General features: G+C 57.6%; 20 protein-coding genes. 17 read left to right on the forward strand and 3 right to left on the reverse strand.

Annotation, left to right across the window (positions count from 1 at the left end; translation table 11 throughout):
• Position 1: 1 nt before the first annotated feature.
• Genes BLV11_RS04930 through arsC form a run of 3 tightly spaced genes read right to left on the reverse strand, consistent with a single transcriptional unit; the run spans position 2 to position 1,364 of the window.
• Positions 2 to 379 carry a DUF2069 domain-containing protein gene (locus BLV11_RS04930; RefSeq protein WP_091811869.1) on the reverse strand — a complete coding sequence of 126 codons (378 nt, stop codon included), beginning with the start codon at positions 377 to 379 and terminating at the stop codon, positions 2 to 4.
• A 12-nt stretch (positions 380 to 391) separates the two neighbouring features.
• The gene (gene wrbA, locus BLV11_RS04935; RefSeq protein WP_091811870.1) at positions 392 to 994 is read right to left on the reverse strand and encodes an NAD(P)H:quinone oxidoreductase; all 603 of its coding nucleotides are present in this window, start codon (positions 992 to 994) and stop codon (positions 392 to 394) included.
• Positions 995 to 1,010: 16 nt separating this feature from the next.
• Complete coding sequence (gene arsC / locus BLV11_RS04940; RefSeq protein ID WP_091811871.1) at positions 1,011 to 1,364, reverse strand: arsenate reductase (glutaredoxin); 354 nt, start codon at positions 1,362 to 1,364, stop codon at positions 1,011 to 1,013.
• Between the two features lie 131 nt (positions 1,365 to 1,495).
• Between arsC and BLV11_RS04945 the strand changes: the two genes are divergently transcribed.
• The 17 genes from BLV11_RS04945 to BLV11_RS05025 all read left to right on the forward strand — a co-directional run bounded on the left by BLV11_RS04945 (position 1,496) and on the right by BLV11_RS05025 (position 20,296).
• Positions 1,496 to 1,963 carry a TlpA family protein disulfide reductase gene (locus BLV11_RS04945; protein WP_245725921.1) on the forward strand — a complete coding sequence of 156 codons (468 nt, stop codon included), beginning with the start codon at positions 1,496 to 1,498 and terminating at the stop codon, positions 1,961 to 1,963.
• Between the two features lie 48 nt (positions 1,964 to 2,011).
• Positions 2,012 to 5,494 carry a DNA polymerase III subunit alpha gene (gene dnaE, locus BLV11_RS04950; RefSeq protein WP_091811873.1) on the forward strand — a complete coding sequence of 1,161 codons (3,483 nt, stop codon included), beginning with the start codon at positions 2,012 to 2,014 and terminating at the stop codon, positions 5,492 to 5,494.
• Between the two features lie 149 nt (positions 5,495 to 5,643).
• Complete coding sequence (gene accA, locus BLV11_RS04955) at positions 5,644 to 6,597, forward strand: acetyl-CoA carboxylase carboxyl transferase subunit alpha (RefSeq protein WP_091811874.1); 954 nt, start codon at positions 5,644 to 5,646, stop codon at positions 6,595 to 6,597.
• Positions 6,581 to 7,933 carry a tRNA lysidine(34) synthetase TilS gene (gene tilS, locus BLV11_RS04960; protein ID WP_091811875.1) on the forward strand — a complete coding sequence of 451 codons (1,353 nt, stop codon included), beginning with the start codon at positions 6,581 to 6,583 and terminating at the stop codon, positions 7,931 to 7,933. The genes accA and tilS overlap by 17 nt, the downstream gene beginning before the upstream one ends.
• Before the next feature lie 90 nt (positions 7,934 to 8,023).
• Positions 8,024 to 9,649, forward strand: a complete 1,626-nt coding sequence (locus BLV11_RS04965) for a CTP synthase (protein ID WP_091811876.1) — start codon at positions 8,024 to 8,026, stop codon at positions 9,647 to 9,649.
• Positions 9,650 to 9,734: 85 nt separating this feature from the next.
• A complete protein-coding gene (kdsA, locus tag BLV11_RS04970) occupies positions 9,735 to 10,580 on the forward strand; it encodes a 3-deoxy-8-phosphooctulonate synthase (protein ID WP_091811877.1) in 846 nt (281 codons plus the stop codon).
• A gap of 67 nt (positions 10,581 to 10,647) precedes the next feature.
• On the forward strand, positions 10,648 to 11,943 hold the full coding sequence (gene eno / locus BLV11_RS04975) for a phosphopyruvate hydratase (protein ID WP_091811878.1): 1,296 nt from the start codon (positions 10,648 to 10,650) through the stop codon (positions 11,941 to 11,943).
• A gap of 163 nt (positions 11,944 to 12,106) precedes the next feature.
• Complete coding sequence (locus BLV11_RS04980; protein WP_091811879.1) at positions 12,107 to 12,379, forward strand: septum formation initiator family protein; 273 nt, start codon at positions 12,107 to 12,109, stop codon at positions 12,377 to 12,379.
• A 47-nt stretch (positions 12,380 to 12,426) separates the two neighbouring features.
• Positions 12,427 to 13,167 (forward strand): 2-C-methyl-D-erythritol 4-phosphate cytidylyltransferase, encoded by a 741-nt coding sequence (gene ispD, locus BLV11_RS04985; RefSeq protein ID WP_091811880.1) that lies wholly within the window; start codon positions 12,427 to 12,429, stop codon positions 13,165 to 13,167.
• 3 nt (positions 13,168 to 13,170) lie between these two features.
• Positions 13,171 to 13,647 carry a 2-C-methyl-D-erythritol 2,4-cyclodiphosphate synthase gene (ispF, locus tag BLV11_RS04990; RefSeq protein WP_091811881.1) on the forward strand — a complete coding sequence of 159 codons (477 nt, stop codon included), beginning with the start codon at positions 13,171 to 13,173 and terminating at the stop codon, positions 13,645 to 13,647.
• Positions 13,647 to 14,708, forward strand: a complete 1,062-nt coding sequence (gene truD / locus BLV11_RS04995) for a tRNA pseudouridine(13) synthase TruD (protein WP_091811882.1) — start codon at positions 13,647 to 13,649, stop codon at positions 14,706 to 14,708. Before ispF ends, truD begins: the two co-directional genes overlap by 1 nt.
• 134 nt (positions 14,709 to 14,842) lie before the next feature.
• Complete coding sequence (surE, locus tag BLV11_RS05000) at positions 14,843 to 15,592, forward strand: 5'/3'-nucleotidase SurE (RefSeq protein ID WP_091811883.1); 750 nt, start codon at positions 14,843 to 14,845, stop codon at positions 15,590 to 15,592.
• On the forward strand, positions 15,592 to 16,248 hold the full coding sequence (locus BLV11_RS05005) for a protein-L-isoaspartate(D-aspartate) O-methyltransferase (protein WP_091812235.1): 657 nt from the start codon (positions 15,592 to 15,594) through the stop codon (positions 16,246 to 16,248). The genes surE and BLV11_RS05005 overlap by 1 nt, the downstream gene beginning before the upstream one ends.
• The gene (locus BLV11_RS05010; RefSeq protein WP_245725922.1) at positions 16,245 to 17,207 is read left to right on the forward strand and encodes a polyprenyl-phosphate transporter; all 963 of its coding nucleotides are present in this window, start codon (positions 16,245 to 16,247) and stop codon (positions 17,205 to 17,207) included. The genes BLV11_RS05005 and BLV11_RS05010 overlap by 4 nt, the downstream gene beginning before the upstream one ends.
• A 321-nt stretch (positions 17,208 to 17,528) precedes the next feature.
• Positions 17,529 to 18,314, forward strand: a complete 786-nt coding sequence (locus tag BLV11_RS05015; RefSeq protein WP_217634544.1) for a peptidoglycan DD-metalloendopeptidase family protein — start codon at positions 17,529 to 17,531, stop codon at positions 18,312 to 18,314.
• 186 nt (positions 18,315 to 18,500) lie between these two features.
• Positions 18,501 to 19,499, forward strand: a complete 999-nt coding sequence (gene rpoS, locus BLV11_RS05020; RefSeq protein ID WP_091811884.1) for an RNA polymerase sigma factor RpoS — start codon at positions 18,501 to 18,503, stop codon at positions 19,497 to 19,499.
• Between the two features lie 221 nt (positions 19,500 to 19,720).
• Positions 19,721 to 20,296, forward strand: a complete 576-nt coding sequence (locus tag BLV11_RS05025) for a chalcone isomerase family protein (RefSeq protein ID WP_091811885.1) — start codon at positions 19,721 to 19,723, stop codon at positions 20,294 to 20,296.
• Positions 20,297 to 20,307: the final 11 nt, after the last annotated feature.

Here is a 20,307-nt window from a genome sequence, read left to right on the forward strand (position 1 = left end):
GTTACTCGGTAGCGGTCTGGGGCGGGCGGTTCACTTTCAGGTGGTACATGGCGAACGTAAACAGCAGGAATGACTCGATGGTCAGCACGACCGACACCCAGTCACCTTCAGACAGCCAGGCGCTGACCACAAAACGGGTGAAATAGAACAACACCACAAACCCCAGCCAGATGTAACCCCGGTTATTGCCGTTAAACACTGCCACTGAGAGCAGCAGCAATGGCAGCAACTTGACGGTAAGGATCAGCAGGACGGAAACCCCTTCGACCGGGGCCGGGTAGAAGGTAGTGATGGCCAGGGTAATGACCAGTGCCAGGTAACTGGCAATTGTCAGTCCGGCAGTGGTTCGGGCCTTTGGGTTGTTCAACGCTTGCAACATGGTAAGTCCTGTTTAACGGAGTTTCAGTGCCAGTTCGGCGAGACGGTTGCCGAAGCTCTGGCAGATGGTTTTTTCGTGGTCGCTCAGTGGCTGTTGCTCATCATTGCCCGCCCAGTGAGAAGGACCATAGGGGGTTCCCCCGGAGCGGGTTTCGTTCAGCGCGGTCTCGGAATAGGGCACGCCGCAGAGCACCATGCCGTGGTGCAGTAGCGGTATCATCATGGTCAGCAGGGTCGCTTCCTGGCCTCCGTGAAGGCTGCCGGTGGAGGTAAAGGCTCCGGCAGGCTTGCCACTGAGTGCGCCGCTGAGCCAGAGATCACCGGTACCGTCGAGAAAGTATTTCAGCGGTGCGGCCATATTACCGAAACGGGTTGGGCTGCCCAGCGCCAGTCCGGCGCAGTTTTTCAGGTCGTCCCGGGTGGCGTACGGCGCGCCCTGATCCGGAATGGCCGGCAGTGACGACCCTGTGTCCGGCGATACCGGGGGGACGGTGCGAACCCGGGCTTCAATGCCGCTCTGACGGGCGACGCCGCGGGCTACGTGGTTGGCCATCTCGGCAGTCTGGCCGTTACGGCTGTAATAGAGCACCAGGATATACGGTGACGCTTCGGGCATGATTGGGAGCTACCTGTCAGAGGATCTGAAGAACGTTTTCCGGAGGGCGGCCCAGAACAGCCTTGTCGCCACGGATCACAATCGGACGCTCGATCAGCTTTGGGTTGGCAACCATGGCGTGGATCAGCGCTTCATCGCTGAGTTCCGGGTTCGCCAGGTTGAGCTCCTTGTACAGGTCTTCCTTGGTTCGCATCAGTTGCCGCGGCTGCAAACCGAGCAGGTGTAGAATGCCGGTGAGTTCGGCTGCTGTTGGCGGCGTCTCGAGGTAACGGACGACCTCTGGCTGGATGCCCTTTTCTTCCAGTAATGCCAGGGTTTGTCTGGATTTTGAACAACGAGGATTGTGGAAAATTCGGGTCGGTTCTGTCATGGTTCTCTGTCTTTCCTAAGCCGCTTGATTCCCGTCAGCGGGAAGGTCTGTGCGTCATGGTGTCATGACGTGGCTGGATCCTTCCGGGCGGGATGGTATTCAGGGCAGGTAGTCTAACAGGAGGCCCCGTTGTGCAATACCCCGAACCCCGACATCTGACCCGATCGCATGTGTCAGGACTGCTGCTCGCCAGCACGCTGTTGCTGGCCGGTTGCGGCGGCACCCAACTTTCCACGGCTGATGGCGGTACGATTGACTGGGACAGCCTGCGAGGGCAGTGGGTGATGGTGAACTACTGGGCGGAGTGGTGTAAGCCCTGCCGCGAAGAAATTCCAGAGCTGAATGCGCTTGATGGTGACAGCGGCATCACCGTGCTGGCAGTGAACTTCGACGACATCCAGGGCCAGGCACTGACAGAATTGGGGCAGGCCATGGACATCCGTTATGCCATGCTGACCCGTGACCCCGGCCCGGACTTTGGCTGGCAAACGCCGGTTGGGCTGCCGGCGACCTTTATTGTCGATCCGCAGGGGGAATTGCTGGAAGCCCGATTTGGTCCCCAGACCGAAGAACAACTCAAGGCGCTTATTGGCCGTTAAAACGGTAGAATGCAGCCCCGATCAGATTAGCAGGAACATCCCGACGTTATGTCCCAGACTTTTGTACATCTCCGCGTTCACTCTGAATATTCCATGGTCGACGGGCTGGTGCGTGTAAAGCCGCTGATCGGGCGGGTGGCTGAGCTGGGCATGCCGGCGGTCGGGCTGACGGAACAGTCCAACATGTGTTCACTGGTCCGTTTCTACAAGGCGGCCCTGGGAGCAGGGGTCAAACCGATCATCGGGGCGGACCTGTGGCTGGACAACGCGGACGATCCCGAGAGTCCGTTCCGGATTACCTTACTGGCGCGAAACCCGCAGGGCTATCTGCACCTGACCGAAATCATCTCCCGTGGCTTCACTGAAGGGCAGCGCTACGGTAAGCCGATCGTCCAGAAAGAATGGCTGCAGGAAAAAGCAGCAGGGCTGATCGCCCTGTCCGGCGCTAAAATGGGTGACGTCGGCAAGGCGTTGCTGGCAGGCAAACCCGAACTGGCGCGGGAGCGGGCCGAGTTCTGGATGGCGTTGTACCCGGATTCCTACTATCTGGAGCTGCAGCGGACCGGCCGGGCCGGGGACGAAGACTGTCTTCATCTGAGCGTTGAGCTTGCCCAGGCGCTGGGCTGCCCGGTGGTAGCCACCAACGATGTCCACTTCCTCAATGCTGACGATTTCGAGGCCCATGAGGCCCGGGTGTGCATTGGTGAAAGTCGCACCCTGGATGATCCACGACGAGATCGCCGCTTCAGTGAGCAGCAGTATCTGCGCAGTGCGGAGGAAATGATCGAGCTGTTCGCCGATATCCCCGAAGCCATCGAAAACACAGTAGAGATAGCCCGGCGCTGCTCCGTCAAGGTGCGGATGGGCGAATACTTCCTGCCGAACTATCCCGTCCCGGAAGGGATGACCATGGATGAGTATTTCCGCAAGGCGTCCGAAGATGGTCTCGAAGCGCGGCTGGAGACGATTCTCAGCAAGGACGACCCGGAGTATGACAGCAAACGTCAGGCCTATTACGACCGCCTGAACTTTGAGCTGGACATCATTATCCAGATGGGATTCCCGGGTTACTTCCTCATCGTTATGGACTTTATCCAGTGGGCCAAGAATAACGGCGTTCCGGTCGGCCCGGGGCGTGGCTCCGGTGCCGGCTCCCTGGTGGCGTACGTCTTGTTGATCACCGACCTGGATCCGCTGGCATATGACCTGCTGTTCGAGCGATTCCTCAACCCTGAGCGGGTATCGATGCCCGACTTTGACGTCGACTTCTGTATGGAAGGCCGGGACCGGGTTATCGCCTATACGGCCGAAAAGTATGGTCGTGAAGCGGTCTCCCAGATTATTACCTTCGGAACCATGGCCGCGAAGGCGGTTGTGCGGGATGTCGCGCGGGTGCAAGGCAAGTCGTACGGGCTGGCGGACAAACTCTCGAAGCTGATTCCTTTTGAAGTGGGTATGACCCTGAATAGGGCCATTGAGGAAGAGCCCCAGCTCAAGGACTTCCTGGCGCAGGATGAGGAAGCCCAGGAAATCTGGGAGATGGCACTCAAGCTGGAGGGGGTGTGCCGGAATGCGGGTAAGCACGCCGGGGGCGTGGTGATCGCACCCACCAAGATCACCGATTTCTCACCGCTGTATTGCGATGACGAGGGCGGCAGTCTGGTGACCCAGTTCGATAAGGGGGATGTGGAAGAAGCGGGGCTGGTAAAGTTCGACTTCCTGGGATTGCGGACCCTGACCATCATCAAATGGGCGCTGGGAATGATCAACCCGCGGCGGGAGAAACTGGGCAAAGCTCCGCTGGATATCAGTGCGATTCCGCTCGATGATCCTGCTTCCTTTGAAATGTTGAAAAAGGCCGAGACCACGGCGGTGTTCCAGCTGGAATCCCGGGGCATGAAGGACCTGATCCGGCGTCTGCAACCGGACTGCCTGGAAGACATGATTGCACTGGTGGCGCTGTTCCGACCGGGGCCACTGCAGTCAGGGATGGTGGATGACTTTATCGACCGTAAGCACGGTAAGGCACCTCTGTCCTACCCGCACCCCGATTACCAGTACGATGGCCTGCAGCCGGTACTGGAGCCTACCTACGGGGTTATCCTGTATCAGGAACAGGTCATGCAGATCGCCCAGGTGATGGCAGGCTATACCCTCGGTGGGGCTGACATGCTGCGGCGCGCCATGGGTAAGAAAAAACCTGAAGAAATGGCCAAGCAGAAGGCTGGCTTTATTGAGGGCTGTGTCCAGAACAACATCAGTGAGTCGCTGGCGGAAAATATCTTTGACCTGGTGGAGAAGTTTGCTGGCTACGGTTTCAACAAATCTCACTCTGCGGCCTACGCCCTGGTGTCTTACCAGACTCTTTGGCTCAAGGCGCACTACACGGCAGAATTCATGGCGGCGGTACTCACCGCCGATATGCAGAACACCGACAAGGTCGTTACCCTGGTGGAGGAGTGTCGTAACCTGAAGCTGGATCTGGTGTTGCCAGATGTCAGTACTTCAGAATTTACGTTCACGGTTAACGATGACGGCCAGATTGTCTACGGGCTTGGGGCTATCAAGGGATTGGGGGAAGGCCCGATCCAGAGTGTGGTGGAAGGGCGTGCCGAAGGCGGTCCTTACAAGGACCTGTTTGATTTCTGCAACCGTGTTGATTTGAAGAAGGTGAATAAGCGGGCCATCGAGGCGATGATCCGGGCGGGAGCCATGGATAAGCTGGGGCCGGGTCGGGCACAGCTGATGGCCAGCATAGACAAGGCACTGCAACAGGCAAACCAGCAATCCCGTAATGAGTCGGCCGGCATCATCGATATGTTCGGGGAGATGCTGACCGGCGGTGAAGGCGAAGACCTCTACGCTGATGTGGCTAACGTCCGTGAATGGCCAGAAAAGGCGCGCCTCAAAGGGGAAAAGGACACATTGGGGCTTTACCTGACCGGGCACCCCTTTGACGAATATGAACGCGAAGTACGGCGCTTTGTTCGCTGCTCGATTGCTGATCTGAAACCGAACAAGTCGCCGCAGCGGGTGGCTGGCCTGGTCGTGGCCCAGCGGACCATGAAAACCAAGTCCGGGTCTACCATGTGCTTTATCACCCTGGATGACCGCAGTGGCCGTATCGAAGCGACGCTGTTTTCCGAGGCCTTTATTGAGCACCGTGAGCTGCTGGGCTCTGACCAGGTCATCGTGGTCGAGGGGCAGGTCAGTCACGACGATTATTCCGGGCAGATGAAAATGCGCGTCAGCTCGGTGATGGATGTGGCCAGTGCCAGGCAAAAGTTCAGTCGGGGTCTCAAGCTGGCACTGGCGTCCAGTCAGTTGCAAAATGGCATGCTCGACAAACTGGATGGCATTCTGCGTCCCTATCGCTGTGAAGGCAGTCCGGTATGGATCGAATATCGCAGTGATCAGGCGCAAACACGCATTGAACTGGGCGAATCATGGCGAATTCAGCCAAATGATGAGCTGTTACTCGAGCTAAAATACCTGGTAGGCGACCGCGCGGTTGAACTGGTCTATGATTGATGGCGCATTTCATTACGTTTTCATTAAGAAATGCCGGAAATGGGCCGACTTATACCAATGTCCGCTTTAGGGGTGCCGAAGGCGCTGCTATCGTTATCGTAACTTCTGGATTGGGGCGCTTTCCCTCAGCAACATATTGATGGAACATCATGAATCCTAACTACCTGGACTTTGAACAGCCAATTGCCGACCTTGAAGCCAAGATTGAAGAGCTTCGTATGGTTGGTAACGATACCGATATCAACATCAGTGACGAAATCAACCGCTTGAAGAGCAAGAGCGTCAGTCTGACCGAAAATATTTTTTCGGACCTTCAGCCTTGGGACGTCGCTCGTCTGGCTCGCCATCCCCGGCGGCCCTACACGCTCGATTACATTGAGCTGATGTTTGAAGACTTTGATGAACTGCACGGTGACCGCAAATACGCTGACGATCTTTCGATCGTGGGTGGTACTGCCCGCCTTGGCGGTAAGCCGGTAATGGTGATCGGTCATCAGAAAGGCCGCGAAGTGCGGGACAAGGTCAAACGCAACTTTGGTATGCCCCGTCCCGAGGGCTACCGCAAGGCCCTGCGTCTGATGGAAATGGCTGAGCGCTTCAAGTTGCCGATCCTGACCTTCATCGATACGCCAGGAGCCTATCCGGGCATCGGTGCGGAAGAACGGGGCCAGAGTGAGGCGATTGCCTATAACCTGGCGGTGATGTCCCGTCTGAAGACGCCGGTTATTTCGACGGTGATTGGTGAAGGCGGCTCCGGTGGCGCACTGGCCATTGGTGTGTGTGACCATCTGTATATGCTGCAATACTCCACCTATGCGGTCATTTCGCCGGAGGGCTGTGCGTCCATCCTGTGGAAAAGCGCAGAATTTGCCTCCCAGGCCGCGGAAGCTATGGGCGTGACTGCTGATCGGCTGAAGGATCTCGGTCTTGCCGACAAGATTGTTTCGGAGCCTCTGGGTGGGGCCCACCGTAATCCGGAAGAGATGGCAAAATCTCTCAAGGAATCGCTGGCCGCCGGTCTGGACGAGCTGCAGCGGTTGCCGCTTGATGAGCTGGTGGCACGCCGTTACGAGCGTCTGACGCGTTATGACACGGGGCGGTGAACACCGTCCCCGAGACCTGTCCTGGCCTGATGCGCTGACCCGACCGGTTCAGGCGCTTCAGGCCGAAGCTTCTCTTCTTGTGGCGCTCAGCGGTGGCCTCGATTCCACGGTTCTCCTGCATACCGTTGTTCATTGCCTGTCTGGATCATCCGTCCGCCTTCGTGCTGTCCACATCAATCATCAGCTCCAGTCCAACGCTCGTGAAACCGAAGACTTCTGTCGCCAGTTATGCCAACAGCTGGGGGTGGACCTCGTTGTAGAGCGGGTGTCGGTGGCCGCCACCACCGGACCGGCAGCGGGTCTTGAAGCGGGAGCCCGCAATGCTCGCTATGACGTGTTTGAGCGGCTGATGGTGGGTGGCGACACGTTGCTGATGGCCCATCATCAGGATGATCAGGCCGAAACCATGCTGTTTCGTATGATTCGGGGGACCGGGCTGGCCGGGCTGGCCGGGATTCCTGCACGCCGCCGTTTGGGGCGGGGCTGGCTGGTGCGGCCGTTTCTGGCGGTGTCCCGTGAGCAGCTTCATGGCTGGGCCCGTGAACTGGGGCTCGCGTGGCAGGATGATCCGAGCAATGACGATGAGCGTTTTGACCGTAATTTCCTTCGCAAAAGCATCATTCCCTTACTCAAGGAGCGCTGGCCGAACCTGCTGGTGCGGATGGATCGCAGTTCCCAGGCCTGTCGGGAAGGTGCCGAGCTGGCGCAGGCTCTGGCGCAACTTCGTTTGCAAAGCCTGTCTGGCCCCGAGGGCGAGCTGAGTATTGATGGCGTTCGTGCGCTTTCCCTGACGGAGCAGAAAAACCTGCTACGCTGGTGGATAACGCAATCGGGCTTCAGCGTTCCCGAGCGGCGTGACTGGGCCCAGGTGCTCGCAGATTTGCTTGAGGCGGGTGCAGATCGCGAGCCTGAGCTGCCGGGCGACGGTTTTGCCGTCCGGCGCTTTCAGGCTGCGCTTTATCTGGTGCGCGACCCCAAAATGCCGCTGGGCGATACCCGATTGTTGGAGCCTGATCATCCGCTGCTGTGGGGTGACTATCGTATTGTTCTGCAGAAGGCACAGCAGAAGGTTGGGGCAGGTACGCAAATACCGAGAATCCGGGTTGCCGGCAGGCAGGGGGGGGAGCGGATCCGGCCCTGTCCTCAGGGGCCCTCAAAGCCTCTGAAAAAATGGCTTCAGGATAAGGCGGTTCCGCCTTGGGAGCGGGCGCGGTTGCCGCTTTTGTCCATGGACGGTGAACTGATCGGCGTGGGTCAGATCTGGTTGTCGCCCGGGTTTCAGGGGGCTGCACCGGAGAGCGGCTGGCGGATAGTTGTGGAGCGGGAATTTGATTGAGAACGTGAGGCGGTTCTGGTAGTCTGGCGTCCCATCTTGAGATGACAATCTCCCTCCTTCACCGAACCAGATAAATCACACGGAATCTGCATGACGCGTTATATTTTCGTCACCGGCGGTGTTGTGTCCTCCTTGGGGAAAGGTATCGCTTCTGCCTCGCTGGCAGCGATCCTGGAGGCACGCGGCCTAAAGGTCACTATCCTCAAGCTGGACCCGTACATCAACGTCGATCCAGGCACCATGAGTCCTTTCCAGCACGGTGAGGTTTACGTCACCGAAGACGGCGCGGAAACCGACCTGGACCTGGGCCACTACGAGCGTTTTATTCGCACCCCGATGACCCGTCGCAATAACTTCACCAGCGGCCGTGTCTACGAAGAGGTGATCCGCAAGGAGCGTCGTGGTGATTACCTGGGCGGTACGGTTCAGGTGATCCCTCACATTACCGACGAAATCAAGCGTCGGGTTGTCGAAGGCGCAGCAGGTGTGGACGTCGCCCTGGTTGAAATCGGTGGTACCGTGGGTGATATCGAATCCCTGCCGTTCCTCGAGGCCACCCGTCAGCTCAAGGTTGAAGTAGGTTCCCAGCGGGCGCTGTTCATGCACCTTACCCTGGTGCCTTACATCGCCACCGCGGGCGAGATCAAGACCAAGCCGACCCAGCATTCAGTGAAGGAAATGCGTTCGATCGGTCTGCAGCCGGATATTCTGCTGTGCCGTTCCGAGCACGAGGTTGACGCCAGCTCCCGTCGTAAGATTGCTCTGTTCACCAATGTGGAAGAGCGGGCGGTCATCCCGCTGCAGGATGCCAAAACCATTTATGAAATTCCGCGCATGCTTCACCAGCATGGCCTGGATCAGCTCATCATCGAGCGCTTCAATCTGGAAGCCGGTGAAGCCGACCTGAGCGAGTGGGACGCTGTCGTCGAGTCCCAGCTGAATCCTGAACACGAAGTCACCATTGCGATGGTGGGTAAGTACATGGAGCTGCTGGAAGCCTACAAGTCCCTGATTGAATCCCTGCTCCACGCCGGCATCAAGACCCGCACCAAGGTCAAGATCAACTACATCGATTCCGAAGACATCGAACGCGATGGCGTCGGTGTGCTGGAGTCCGCCGATGCGATTCTGGTACCTGGAGGCTTCGGCGAGCGTGGCGTGGAAGGTAAAATCCGTACCGTCCAGTATGCTCGTGAAAACAAGGTGCCTTACCTGGGTATCTGCCTGGGCATGCAGGTTGCGGTTATCGAATACGCTCGTCACGTGGCTGGTCTGGAAGATGCCCACAGCACCGAATTCCGTGAGCACACACCAACCCCGGTCGTTGGTCTGATTACCGAGTGGCTTGATGCCAGCGGCGAGAAGGAAGAGCGTACCAGTGAGTCTGACCTCGGCGGCACCATGCGTCTGGGGGCTCAGGATTGCGTTCTGACTGAAGGCTCGACCATTGCCCAGTGCTATGACAAGAAGGTCATTCGCGAACGTCATCGTCACCGCTACGAGGTCAATAACCACTTCCTGCCCCAACTGGAAGAAGCTGGCCTGCGGATCTCCGGCCGCTCAACGGATGGCGCTCTGGTCGAGGTTGTGGAAGTGCCGGACCATCCCTGGTTCGTGGCCTGCCAGTTCCATCCTGAATTCACCTCAACGCCACGGGACGGCCATCCGCTGTTCCAGGGTTTTGTGGAAGCCGCACTGGCTCGCCGCAAGGGCTGAGTTCTGACAGCGCCGGCACGGGTAACCGTGCCGGCGTTTTGATTAACCGGCTGCTGGCCGGCATCAGACAGGAAAATTGACATCCATGGCGCAGAACCAAGTTACCGTTGCAGATCTCACCATTGCCAACGACAGGCCGTTTGTGCTGTTTGGCGGAATGAACGTACTTGAATCCCGGGAACTCGCTTTCGAGGTTGCCGAGTCCTACGCCGAGGCGACCCGTAAGCTCGGTATTCCGTACGTTTTCAAGGCGTCCTTTGACAAGGCTAATCGCTCGTCCGTTACCTCGTTTCGGGGCCCGGGACTCGATGAAGGTCTGAAGATCCTCGCTGATATCAAAAGCCGCTTTGGTGTACCGATCATCACCGACGTCCATGAGCCTGAGCAGGCAGCGCCTGCGGCGGAAGTCTGCGACATCATCCAGTTACCCGCGTTCCTCAGTCGCCAGACTGACCTGGTCGTGGCGATGGCGAGGACGGGTGCCGTCATCAACATCAAAAAGGCGCAGTTCCTGGCTCCCCAGGAAATGAAGCACATCATCCGCAAGTGTGAGGAAGCCGGTAATGACCGGGTAATCCTCTGTGAGCGTGGCTCCAGTTTTGGCTACAACAACCTGGTGGTGGACATGCTGGGCTTCGGCATCATGAAGCAGATGAACGTGCCGGTGTTTTTTGACGTTACCCATGCCCTGCAAATGCCAGGCGGTCGTGCGGACTCTGCTGGCGGACGCCGGGCCCAGGTTACCGACCTGGCCAGGGCGGGTATGTCTCAGGGGCTGGCAGGACTGTTCCTTGAGGCTCACCCCAACCCTGATCAGGCCATGTGTGACGGCCCATGCGCGCTGCGCTTGAGTCAGCTTGAGCCGTTCCTGGCACAGGTCAAGGCCATTGATGATCTGGTGAAAAGTTTTCCGGCAATTGATACCGCCTGAGGGGTGGGTCAGTTTCCAGGTTTTGAACGTTTTTGACTTGAATAGATAGCGTTGGAGAGTAAACAGCATGACAACGATTGCCAACATTAAAGCCCGTGAAGTCCTGGATTCCCGTGGGAACCCGACGGTCGAGGCGGATGTGATCCTGGAAAATGGCACCCTGGGCCGCGCTTGTGCACCGTCCGGAGCATCGACCGGTTCCCGTGAAGCCCTTGAGCTGCGCGACCAGGACGCCAGCCGTTACCTGGGCAAAGGCGTGACCAAGGCCGTGGCTGCAGTCAACGGGCCGATCCGTGAGGCTCTGTTAGGCAAGGACGCTGCCGATCAGCGTGCCCTGGACAACATCATGCTCGAGCTGGATGGCACTGAAAACAAGGCCAACCTGGGCGCCAATGCGATCCTGGCGGTTTCTCTTGCCGCCGCCAAGGCAGCGGCTATTGCACTGGGCAAGCCGTTGTATGCCCACATCGCTGACATCAACGGTACCTCCGGCAAATACAGCATGCCGGTTCCGATGATGAACATCCTCAACGGCGGTGAGCACGCAGACAACAACGTCGATATTCAGGAGTTTATGGTTCAGCCGGTAGCGGCCACTTCCTTTGCTGAAGCTCTGCGCATTGGTGCCGAAATCTTCCACAGCCTGAAGAAAGTTCTGCAGGCTGATGGTCTGAATACCGCCGTTGGCGACGAAGGCGGTTTCGCACCGAACCTGCCGTCCAACGAAGCGGCATTGGCCGCGATCAAGGTTGCCGTTGAAAAGGCCGGTTACGAGCTGGGTAAGGACGTTACCCTGGCGCTGGATTGTGCCTCTTCTGAATTCTACAAGGACGGCCAGTACCAGCTCTCCGGTGAAGGCAAGTCGTTTGATTCGGCTGGTTTTGCTGATTACCTGGCGGGTCTGTGCGAGCGTTACCCCATCGTCTCCATCGAAGATGGCATGGATGAGAGCGATTGGGATGGCTGGAAAGTGCTGACTGAGAAGTTGGGCGACAAGGTGCAGCTGGTGGGTGACGACCTGTTCGTAACCAACACCAAGATTCTCAAGCAGGGCATCGATACTGGCGTTGCAAACTCTATCCTGATCAAGTTCAACCAGATCGGCAGCCTGAGCGAAACCCTGGACGCCATCAAAATGGCCCAGGATGCCGGCTATACGGCGGTGATCTCCCACCGTTCTGGTGAGACAGAGGACACCACCATTGCTGATCTGGCCGTGGCGACCTGTGCTGGTCAGATCAAGACCGGTTCCCTGTGCCGTTCAGACCGGGTGGCCAAGTACAACCAGCTGCTGCGGATCGAGGGTGAACTGGAAGGCGGAGCGCCTTATCGTGGCTTGAGTGAGATCAAAGGCCAAGGCTAAACATCGCCAAACGTCTTAGTCTACGCTAGACTCTTAGGGCTGCTGATATCCCGGTGGGCGCGACTTGCCGGGATCAGCAGCTTTTTGTTGTTTCTGACTGGTAATACAGACAGGGAAAACGGGTAACAGGGAAGTAAGTAGAAAAGGCACGAAGAGAAACGGGATGAAAGTTCTTTGGTCCGTCATGGTGGTGGTTATCCTCCTCCTGCAGGTGCGTCTGTGGGTGGGTGAGGGTAGCTATGCCCAGGTTTGGGGGCTGCAGGACGCCATTGCCGAGCAACGGGCTGAGAACGCAACTCTGGCCGCCCGTAATGAACGTCTCTATGCCGAGGTCCGAAACCTTCAGAGCGAGCAGGGAGCGATTGAAGAGCGTGCCCGCATGAATCTTGGCCTGATCCGACAGGATGAAACCTTCTACCTGGTGGTGGAGCATTAACCCCCTGATCCAGGCCCCTGGCTGAATCCAACACCTGACAAATCTCTATGAATGACCCGCGCTTCTGGCTGGTGGTGCCCGCCGCTGGCATCGGTCAGCGAATGCAGGCTGACTGCCCCAAGCAATACCTTCGCATCCATAATCGATTTCTTCTCGATATCACCTTGTCCCGAATGCTTGAGCATGACCTGTTTGCAGGTTGTATGGTGCCTCTGCACTCTGAAGATCGCTGGTGGCCAGAGACTGAGGCCAGTACCGATCGCCGGGTGGCGACCTGTGAAGGAGGGCGCGAACGTGCGGACTCCGTGTTGCTGGCGCTCAAAGCCTTGGCTGGACAGGCACGACCCGATGACTGGGTGCTGGTCCATGACGTTGCCAGGCCCTGCTTAAGCTCTGCTGACCTGCTTCGGCTGGCGGAGCAGCTCAAGGATGATCCGGTGGGTGGTCTGCTTGCCGCACCGGTAACGGACACCCTGAAAATTGCCGGCGTCGGCCGAGAGGGTATTGAGGTCCGTGGCACCCAGGATCGAAGCCAGCTGTGGCGGGCGTTGACACCGCAGATGTTTCGTTTCGAACTGCTGCGTAAAGCACTCGAACGGGCAGAGCGGGCGGGACGGGTTGTGACCGATGAGGCGTCGGCGATCGAAATGGCTGGACACACCCCGCGGATTGTTGAGGGGCGGCCTGACAATATTAAAGTGACATTACCTGCAGATCTGAGCATGGCCGCGTTCATTCTTGGGCAGCTTGAGGCAGAGCGTCAGGTGGTAACAAAGGAACGGGAGTGACGGATGCGAATTGGTCAGGGCTTTGATGTTCATGCGTTTTGTGAGGGGAGCGACGTGATCCTGGGTGGGGTCCGAATTCCCCACAGTCAGGCGCTCAAGGCGCACTCTGATGGTGATGTGCTGCTCCACGCCCTTGCCGATGCACTGTTGGGCGCAGTGGCATTGGGGGATATCGGGCATCTGTTTCCGGATACCAGCGCTGAATGGGCGGGGGCCGACAGTCGTGATCTGTTGCGCCGGGTTATGGCTCGTATAACCGAGGCGGGCTATCGGGTAGTTAATGTGGATTCCACCATTATCGCCCAGGCGCCCAGGATGGCGCCCCACGTGGACGCCATGCGGGCCAATATTGCCGCGGATCTCGGGATCGACATTGGCCGGGTCAGCGTCAAGGCGACCACCACCGAGCGTCTGGGTTTTACCGGCCGGGGAGAGGGCATTGCCTGTCAGAGTGTGTGTTTGCTGGAGTCTGAATCCTGATGTCTGATCAAAACCGTTGGCGTCTGGACTGGCCTGTACCTGCACCGGGACGTATTGCCAGGGCGGTATTGAAAGTCTCACCCGCGACCTTCTTTGTCGATGAGGATCTGGGCCTGCCTGGTTTTCCGGGCGACATTGCCACTCTGGATGCAATCCCGCTTGGTGGGGACGGGGAGCACCTGTGCCTGCGGCTCGAAAAGCGTGGCGATAACACCGATTATGTTGCCCGTGAACTGGCTGCGCTGGCCGGCTGTCGCCATCACGATGTCGGCTACTGCGGTCTCAAGGACCGCCATGCCGTCACCCGCCAGTGGTTCAGTCTGTACCGCCCCGGACAGGAGGAGGGCGACCGCGAGCTGATCGAGCGGATCAGTCAGCGTTGGACCGTGCTGGCGGGTCATCGCCATGCCCGCAAACTGCGGCGGGGTGATCATCAGGGCAATGCGTTTGTGATAACCCTGACGGGGATTGAGGGTGACCAGGGCGCCATCGACTCGGCGTTGGCGCAGGTCAGGGCGCTCGGTTGCCCCAATTACTTCGGCCCTCAACGCTTTGGCCATGAGGGCGGCAATCTTGACCGGGCGATAGCCATGGATCCGAGGCGGTCCCGGTCCCGTGGGCGGCGTGGTCAATCTGCTCAAAACCGGGACGGCTTGTATTTCTCTGCGGCCCGCTCCTGGTTGTTTAACGAAGTACTGGCGGCTCGGGTAGAGCAGGGGAGTTGGCTTGACGTTATGGCAGGAGAGCCGGATCCTGATATGGCCACCGGCCCTCTCTGGGGTGACGGTGGTACGGTTGCGACAGAGGCCCAGGAAATACTGGAACGGGAGGTTGTGGCCGGTCATCCGGAGATGGAAAAAGTGTTTGCCAGCACGCGGATGAAACCCGAACGGCGCCCCCTCAAGCTGATGCCGAAGGAACTGAGCTGGCAGTGGAATGATGATGACTCGCTGACGTTACGGTTTGCACTGTTGCCTGGCCAGTTTGCCACGGCGGTTATCGGCAGTGTCTTTCGACTTTATGGTGCCGGTGGGGATTCCGGGGTCGCGGAAGACCGGTAAACAGGGCATATTAGGCAGCTGCAAACAGCTGCCATTGAGTAGCATTCCGACCGCCAGGCAATGACCTGGCGGCGATAATAAAGAACTATAGACCTGAACGGGGTCCTGCCCGTTCGTGGCTAGCGGAGAAAACTGTGCGTATTCTGTTGTCCAATGATGACGGTGTTCATTCACCCGGGCTGCTTGCCCTTTATGACGGGCTGAAAGACCTCGGGGTGCTGGAAGTGGTTGCCCCGGACCGTGACCACAGCGGTGCCAGCAATGCGCTGACACTGAACCGGCCGTTGACGGTTGAGCAGCATCCTAACGGCTTCCGGTCCGTTGATGGCACGCCGACAGACTGTGTTCACCTGGCCGTTAACGGCCTCTTTGAACTGCCGTTCGATCGGGTGATTTCTGGCATCAACACCCACGCAAACCTTGGTGATGATGTTATTTATTCCGGAACGGTCGCCGCTGCGATGGAAGGTCGTCACCTGGGGTTGCCGGCCATTGCGGTATCACTGGTCAATAACGGCCACTATCATTACGAAACGGCTGCCCGGGTCGTTAAGTTGCTGTTGCAGCAGGAGCAGCCGCTGGTTCTGGGGCCCCGGAGTATCCTCAATGTGAACGTTCCCGACGTGCCGTGGAACGAGTTGAAGGGGTTCCGGGTCACACGATTGGGGCATCGGGGAAAAGCCGAAGGCGCGGTTCCGGTCACGTGTCCGCGGGGTAAGGCCCGTTACTGGATCGGGGCAGCCGGCGTTGGAGGTGATGCCGGCGAAGGAACCGATTTTGAAGCGGTTCTGGAGGGCTATGTGTCAATCACCCCGGTTCATGTGGATATGACTCGTCATGAGGCCTTGGGCACTCTGGAAGAATGGTTGGAGGGGGTGCGCTGATGGTTGCAGAACTTCAGGGGATTGGCATGACCTCCCGCCGCACCCGCATGCGACTGATCCAGCGCTTGCGTGACAATGGTATTGCGAATGAACGGGTGCTGGAAGTCATGGCCAACCTGCCGCGTCATATCTTCCTTGATGAGGCTCTGGCTCACCGCGCGTATGAAGATACAGCCTTGCCGATTGGCCACGGGCAGACCCTGTCCCAGCCCTACATTGTGGCAAAAATGACAGAGGAACTGATCCGTACCCAACCGTCCAGGGTTCTCGAGCTGGGTACCGGCTCCGGTTATCAGACGGCGGTGTTGGCTAATCTGGTGGATGAAGTCTACAGCGTTGAGAGAATCAAGCCGTTGCAGGATCGTGCTCGGGAGCGTCTGCGGACCCTGTCGTTGCGCAATGTGTTTCTGCGCCACGCTGATGGCGGTATCGGTTGGCCAGAAAAGGGCCCGTTTGATGCGATCATCGTGACTGCTGCGCCGAAGGTGCTCCCGGATGAGCTCAAGGAACAGCTGGCCGATGGTGGTGTGATCATCGCCCCGATTGGCGAGGAATCGCAGATGCTGATGCGCATAGAACGCAAGGGCGATGAGTTTGTCACAGAAGAAATTGAGCCGGTCAGATTCGTGCCATTGCTTGGGGGCGTGGTGCGATGAACGAATCGGATGAAACCGGGCGGCACCAACGTCTGCCCGGTATCTTTGTGCGCGGTATGGCCATGGGCGCAGCGGATGTTGTGCCTGGGGTGTCCGGCGGGACCATCGCGTTCATCACGGGTATCTACTTTCGCCTGTTGGCTGCGGTGAATGCCGTCCCGGTGGCGATTGTTACAGAGCTGTTCAGAGGGCGACTGAGGGAATTCTGGGATCGCTGTGACGGCACTTTCCTGGTGTGCCTGCTCGCAGGAATCCTGACCAGCGTAGTGACCCTGGCATCGGTTATTACCTACGTGCTGGCGGAATTCCCGGTGCTGATCTGGAGTTTTTTCTTTGGCCTGATCGTTGCGTCGGTCTGGCATGTATTTCGTCAGGTGCGCCAACGTGAATGGTCACTGCTGCTACCTGTGGCAGCGGGCGCGGCATTCGCTTGGTGGATTACCGCTTTGCCGGCGGGCGAGGTGTCCCCGTCGGCACTGGTATTCCTTGCGTCCGGTGCACTTGCGATCTGTGCGATGATCCTGCCGGGTATCTCTGGCAGTTTCATCCTTCTGATCATCGGGATGTATGCGCCGGTGCTGGCGGCGATCAAGGGCGGAGAGATCGGCATGCTGGCCCTGTTCGCTGCAGGCTGTGTCATTGGGTTGCTGTCTATTGCGCGGGTCCTGACCTGGGCTATCCATCACCACCACGACCGGGTTTTGGCGGTCCTGACAGGGTTTATGGTCGGTGCGTTGAACAAGGTGTGGCCATGGAAGGAAACCCTGAGCTGGCGAGTGAACAGTCACGGAGAACAGGTTCCTCTCGTCCAGAACAGCGTTTCTCCGATGCACTACGCTGACCTTACGGGCGTGCCATCACAGCTCATGCTCGCCATTCTCTGTGCTTTTGCGGGCTTTGCCCTGGTGCTGCTGATTGAGTGGCTTGGCCAGCGGGGAAACGCACCCGTAAAGGTCTGAGCGAGGTACCGTGGGGCGAGGTGCCGGTCGCGATCCTGGCGATAAGTGCAAAAGCTAAGTGTTACCGAAAGGCCGTTTGGCTGTTTCCTGAAGTAACAGGAAGGCAAACGGCGTAACTTGGTTTCGCACAAGAAATGTGCAATAAATTAGCAGGTTAGTGCAGAGACTTTAGAAAAGACCGTATTTTTTATACTGATTGGCAATAAACAGGGTGTTTTTATATTTGTGTTGTTGGAGCACCGGTGGGTCCAAGTGGTAATAAACAGGCTGCATGCTCCCTGGCGTAGCGGCGGCGGTTTTTGTTGGTCTTTTGTTCACCGGATATTCCGCCTGTCACGGGCTCTCCCACTGCTGGCATCCCTGATCCTGCTGTCAGCCTGTAATACCTCTGCGATCTATCAGGACAACTCCTACAATCCTCCAGTTTACTGGGGGCAGCACCTGGTCAAACGAGGCGAGACTCTCTACAGCATTGCCTGGCGTTATGGGCGTGATTACCGGGAGCTGGGCAATGCCAATGGCATAGCGCCGCCGTATCATATCCGTGAAGGTCAGGTGTTGAGACTGGATCGTCGCGGAACTGTCACATCCTCCCCCCAAACTGGGTCAGTCGCCAGCCGTCGTGGAACTGCAGGCAGTTCGGCAACCAGACCGGCCACTACTCGTCCGACTCCGCCAGTGACGCGGCCGCCCCAGACGAATTCGTCCCGAGGCAACCAGACCCAGGTGGTATCGAACATCGAATGGCGCTGGCCACACTCTGGCACCGTAATTGCAGGATTCTCAACTGCTGGCAAAGTCAATAAAGGTCTTGATATTGCGGGTAATACCGGTGATCAAATCAGGGCCGCTGCATCCGGTAACGTTGTCTATGCAGGAAGTGGCTTGCTTGGCTACGGTAATCTGATTATCGTGAACCATAATGAGCATTATTTGAGCGCTTATGCGCATAATCGAAATATTCTGGTGCAGGAGGGGCAAAACGTCCAGGCAGGACAGGTCATAGCTGAGTTGGGAAGCAGTGGAGCGGACAGACCCAAGTTGCACTTTGAAATTCGCAAGGATGGCAACCCGGTTGACCCCGCCCGATATCTGCCCCCCCGCTGAGAATGGCTGCCAGGCCTGTTAGAAATACCGCATAAATAAGGATGCTGTTGGCCACAGGGAAGGCATTGTGGCCATCAATGAAAAATGTTCCTGAATCTAACAAAAACGATTACACAGCAGGCGCCTACGATAAAAAATTACACAGGTAGGCGAAAAATACAGGGTCATTGAAAGGCGGGGCTAGTTATGTCAGCAGAACATGAAGAGTTGATTATCGACCGTGAGTCAGAAGTGGAGGACGCCGAAGAGGAAGTGATTGAAGCGTCTGTCGATGAAAAAGACGATAGCAATTCACGCAGCGTCAAGGGGAAGGGGGATTTTCCCACCCAGGGGCGTTATCTCAGCAGCCAGAAACAACTGGATGCCACCCAGCTTTACCTCAATGAAATAGGCTTTTCACCGTTACTCACACCAGAAGAAGAAGTGTATTTTGCACGCCTTGCCCGCAAAGGTGAGGAGTCTGGTCGCAAGCGGATGATTGAAAGCAACCTTCGCCTGGTGGTTAAAATTGCCCGCCGCTATGTAAATCGTGGACTGACCCTTCTGGATCTGATCGAAGAAGGCAATCTTGGCCTGATTCGGGCCGTGGAAAAGTTCGATCCCGAGCGCGGTTTCCGTTTCTCTACCTACGCTACCTGGTGGATTCGTCAGACCATTGAACGGGCGATTATGAATCAGACCCGTACCATTCGCCTGCCAATTCACGTGGTCAAGGAGCTTAACCTCTATCTGCGTGCTGCGCGGGAGCTGACCCAGAAGCTGGACCATGAGCCCTCGGCGGAAGAAATCGCCCGCATGGTGGACAAACCAGTGGCCGATGTTAAGCGGATGCTGGGCCTGAACGAGCGGGTCGCTTCGGTAGATACCCCGATTGGCAGCAGTGGCGAGAAGTCCCTGCTTGATACCGTAGCCGATGAGGCGGCAACCGATCCGGCCGACCTGCTGCAGGACAACAACATGTGTTCCTGCATTGAAAACTGGCTTGACCAGCTGAGTGATAAACAGCAGGAAGTGTTGTCCCGGCGCTTTGGCCTGCGAGGTTATGCCACCAGCACCCTGGAGGAAGTAGGGCAGGAGATTGGCCTGACCCGCGAACGCGTACGCCAGATTCAGGTCGAGGCGCTTCGCAGGTTGCGGGAGATCCTTGAAAAAGAAGGCCTTTCCGGTAACATGCTGTTTAAATAGTTGCGAGCTTTTACCCCTTTCCGACTCGGTAGGGCGCTTTAAAAAGTTATCGGCGACAAATAATAAAAACCGACCCACTGGGTCGGTTTTTTTTGTTGGGCTGCAAATGAGAACCAGGTTACGTCCGGCGCTGAGGGGGGCTTGTTACAATCCGTGTGCCGACCAAGGGTGTATCGGATCGGCAGCACAACGATAACTTTAATAACATAAAGGAATGGACGATGAACAAGGCCTTATCAACACTACTTGCTTCCTGCATGCTGTCCGCTGCTCTGGCGACACCGGTTGCCGCACTGACCGTTGACGGCATCGACGTGCCCGACACCTACGCCGCTCAGGATACTCAGTTGACCCTGAACGGTGCGGGCATTCGCTCCAAATGGTTCCTGGATCTCTACGTGGGCGGACTGTACGTACCGGAGAAAGCCAGCGACGCCGAGGCGATCATTAATGCGGATGAGCCGCAGGCCATCACCCTGCACATCATTTCAGGCATGATCACCAGTGAAAAGATGACCTCAGCAACTCTGGAGGGCTTCGAGAACGCCACCGGTGGGGATCTTTCTGCGATCCGGAATGAGGTCGAAGCATTTCTGAATGTCTTTGCCGAAGAGATCAAGGAAGGTGACGTCTTTGATCTGGTCTACCTGCCAGGTGAAGGTGTTCGTGTGCTGAAGAACGGGGATGTTCACGCCACCATCGGTGACCTGAGTTTCAAAAAGGCTCTGTTTGGTATCTGGCTGTCGGAACAGCCTGCTCAAGAGGACCTGAAAGCCAAAATGCTGGGACAGGGCTGATCGTCAGCTGA

Origin of the sequence: Marinobacter mobilis (assembly GCF_900106945.1) — a bacterium.
Classification (GTDB): domain Bacteria; phylum Pseudomonadota; class Gammaproteobacteria; order Pseudomonadales; family Oleiphilaceae; genus Marinobacter; species Marinobacter mobilis.

What these genes read in the sequence shown, in the direction of transcription:
- BLV11_RS04930 (WP_091811869.1), bottom strand. Translation starts at nt 379, where the DNA reads ATGTTGCAAGCGTTGAACAACCCAAAGGCCCGAACCACTGCCGGACTG.
- wrbA (WP_091811870.1), bottom strand. Translation starts at nt 994, where the DNA reads ATGCCCGAAGCGTCACCGTATATCCTGGTGCTCTATTACAGCCGTAAC.
- arsC (WP_091811871.1), bottom strand. Translation starts at nt 1,364, where the DNA reads ATGACAGAACCGACCCGAATTTTCCACAATCCTCGTTGTTCAAAATCC.
- dnaE (WP_091811873.1), top strand. Translation starts at nt 2,012, where the DNA reads ATGTCCCAGACTTTTGTACATCTCCGCGTTCACTCTGAATATTCCATG.
- accA (WP_091811874.1), top strand. Translation starts at nt 5,644, where the DNA reads ATGAATCCTAACTACCTGGACTTTGAACAGCCAATTGCCGACCTTGAA.
- tilS (WP_091811875.1), top strand. Translation starts at nt 6,581, where the DNA reads ATGACACGGGGCGGTGAACACCGTCCCCGAGACCTGTCCTGGCCTGAT.
- BLV11_RS04965 (WP_091811876.1), top strand. Translation starts at nt 8,024, where the DNA reads ATGACGCGTTATATTTTCGTCACCGGCGGTGTTGTGTCCTCCTTGGGG.
- kdsA (WP_091811877.1), top strand. Translation starts at nt 9,735, where the DNA reads ATGGCGCAGAACCAAGTTACCGTTGCAGATCTCACCATTGCCAACGAC.
- eno (WP_091811878.1), top strand. Translation starts at nt 10,648, where the DNA reads ATGACAACGATTGCCAACATTAAAGCCCGTGAAGTCCTGGATTCCCGT.
- BLV11_RS04980 (WP_091811879.1), top strand. Translation starts at nt 12,107, where the DNA reads ATGAAAGTTCTTTGGTCCGTCATGGTGGTGGTTATCCTCCTCCTGCAG.
- ispD (WP_091811880.1), top strand. Translation starts at nt 12,427, where the DNA reads ATGAATGACCCGCGCTTCTGGCTGGTGGTGCCCGCCGCTGGCATCGGT.
- ispF (WP_091811881.1), top strand. Translation starts at nt 13,171, where the DNA reads ATGCGAATTGGTCAGGGCTTTGATGTTCATGCGTTTTGTGAGGGGAGC.
- truD (WP_091811882.1), top strand. Translation starts at nt 13,647, where the DNA reads ATGTCTGATCAAAACCGTTGGCGTCTGGACTGGCCTGTACCTGCACCG.
- BLV11_RS05005 (WP_091812235.1), top strand. Translation starts at nt 15,592, where the DNA reads ATGGTTGCAGAACTTCAGGGGATTGGCATGACCTCCCGCCGCACCCGC.
- BLV11_RS05010 (WP_245725922.1), top strand. Translation starts at nt 16,245, where the DNA reads ATGAACGAATCGGATGAAACCGGGCGGCACCAACGTCTGCCCGGTATC.
- rpoS (WP_091811884.1), top strand. Translation starts at nt 18,501, where the DNA reads ATGTCAGCAGAACATGAAGAGTTGATTATCGACCGTGAGTCAGAAGTG.
- BLV11_RS05025 (WP_091811885.1), top strand. Translation starts at nt 19,721, where the DNA reads ATGAACAAGGCCTTATCAACACTACTTGCTTCCTGCATGCTGTCCGCT.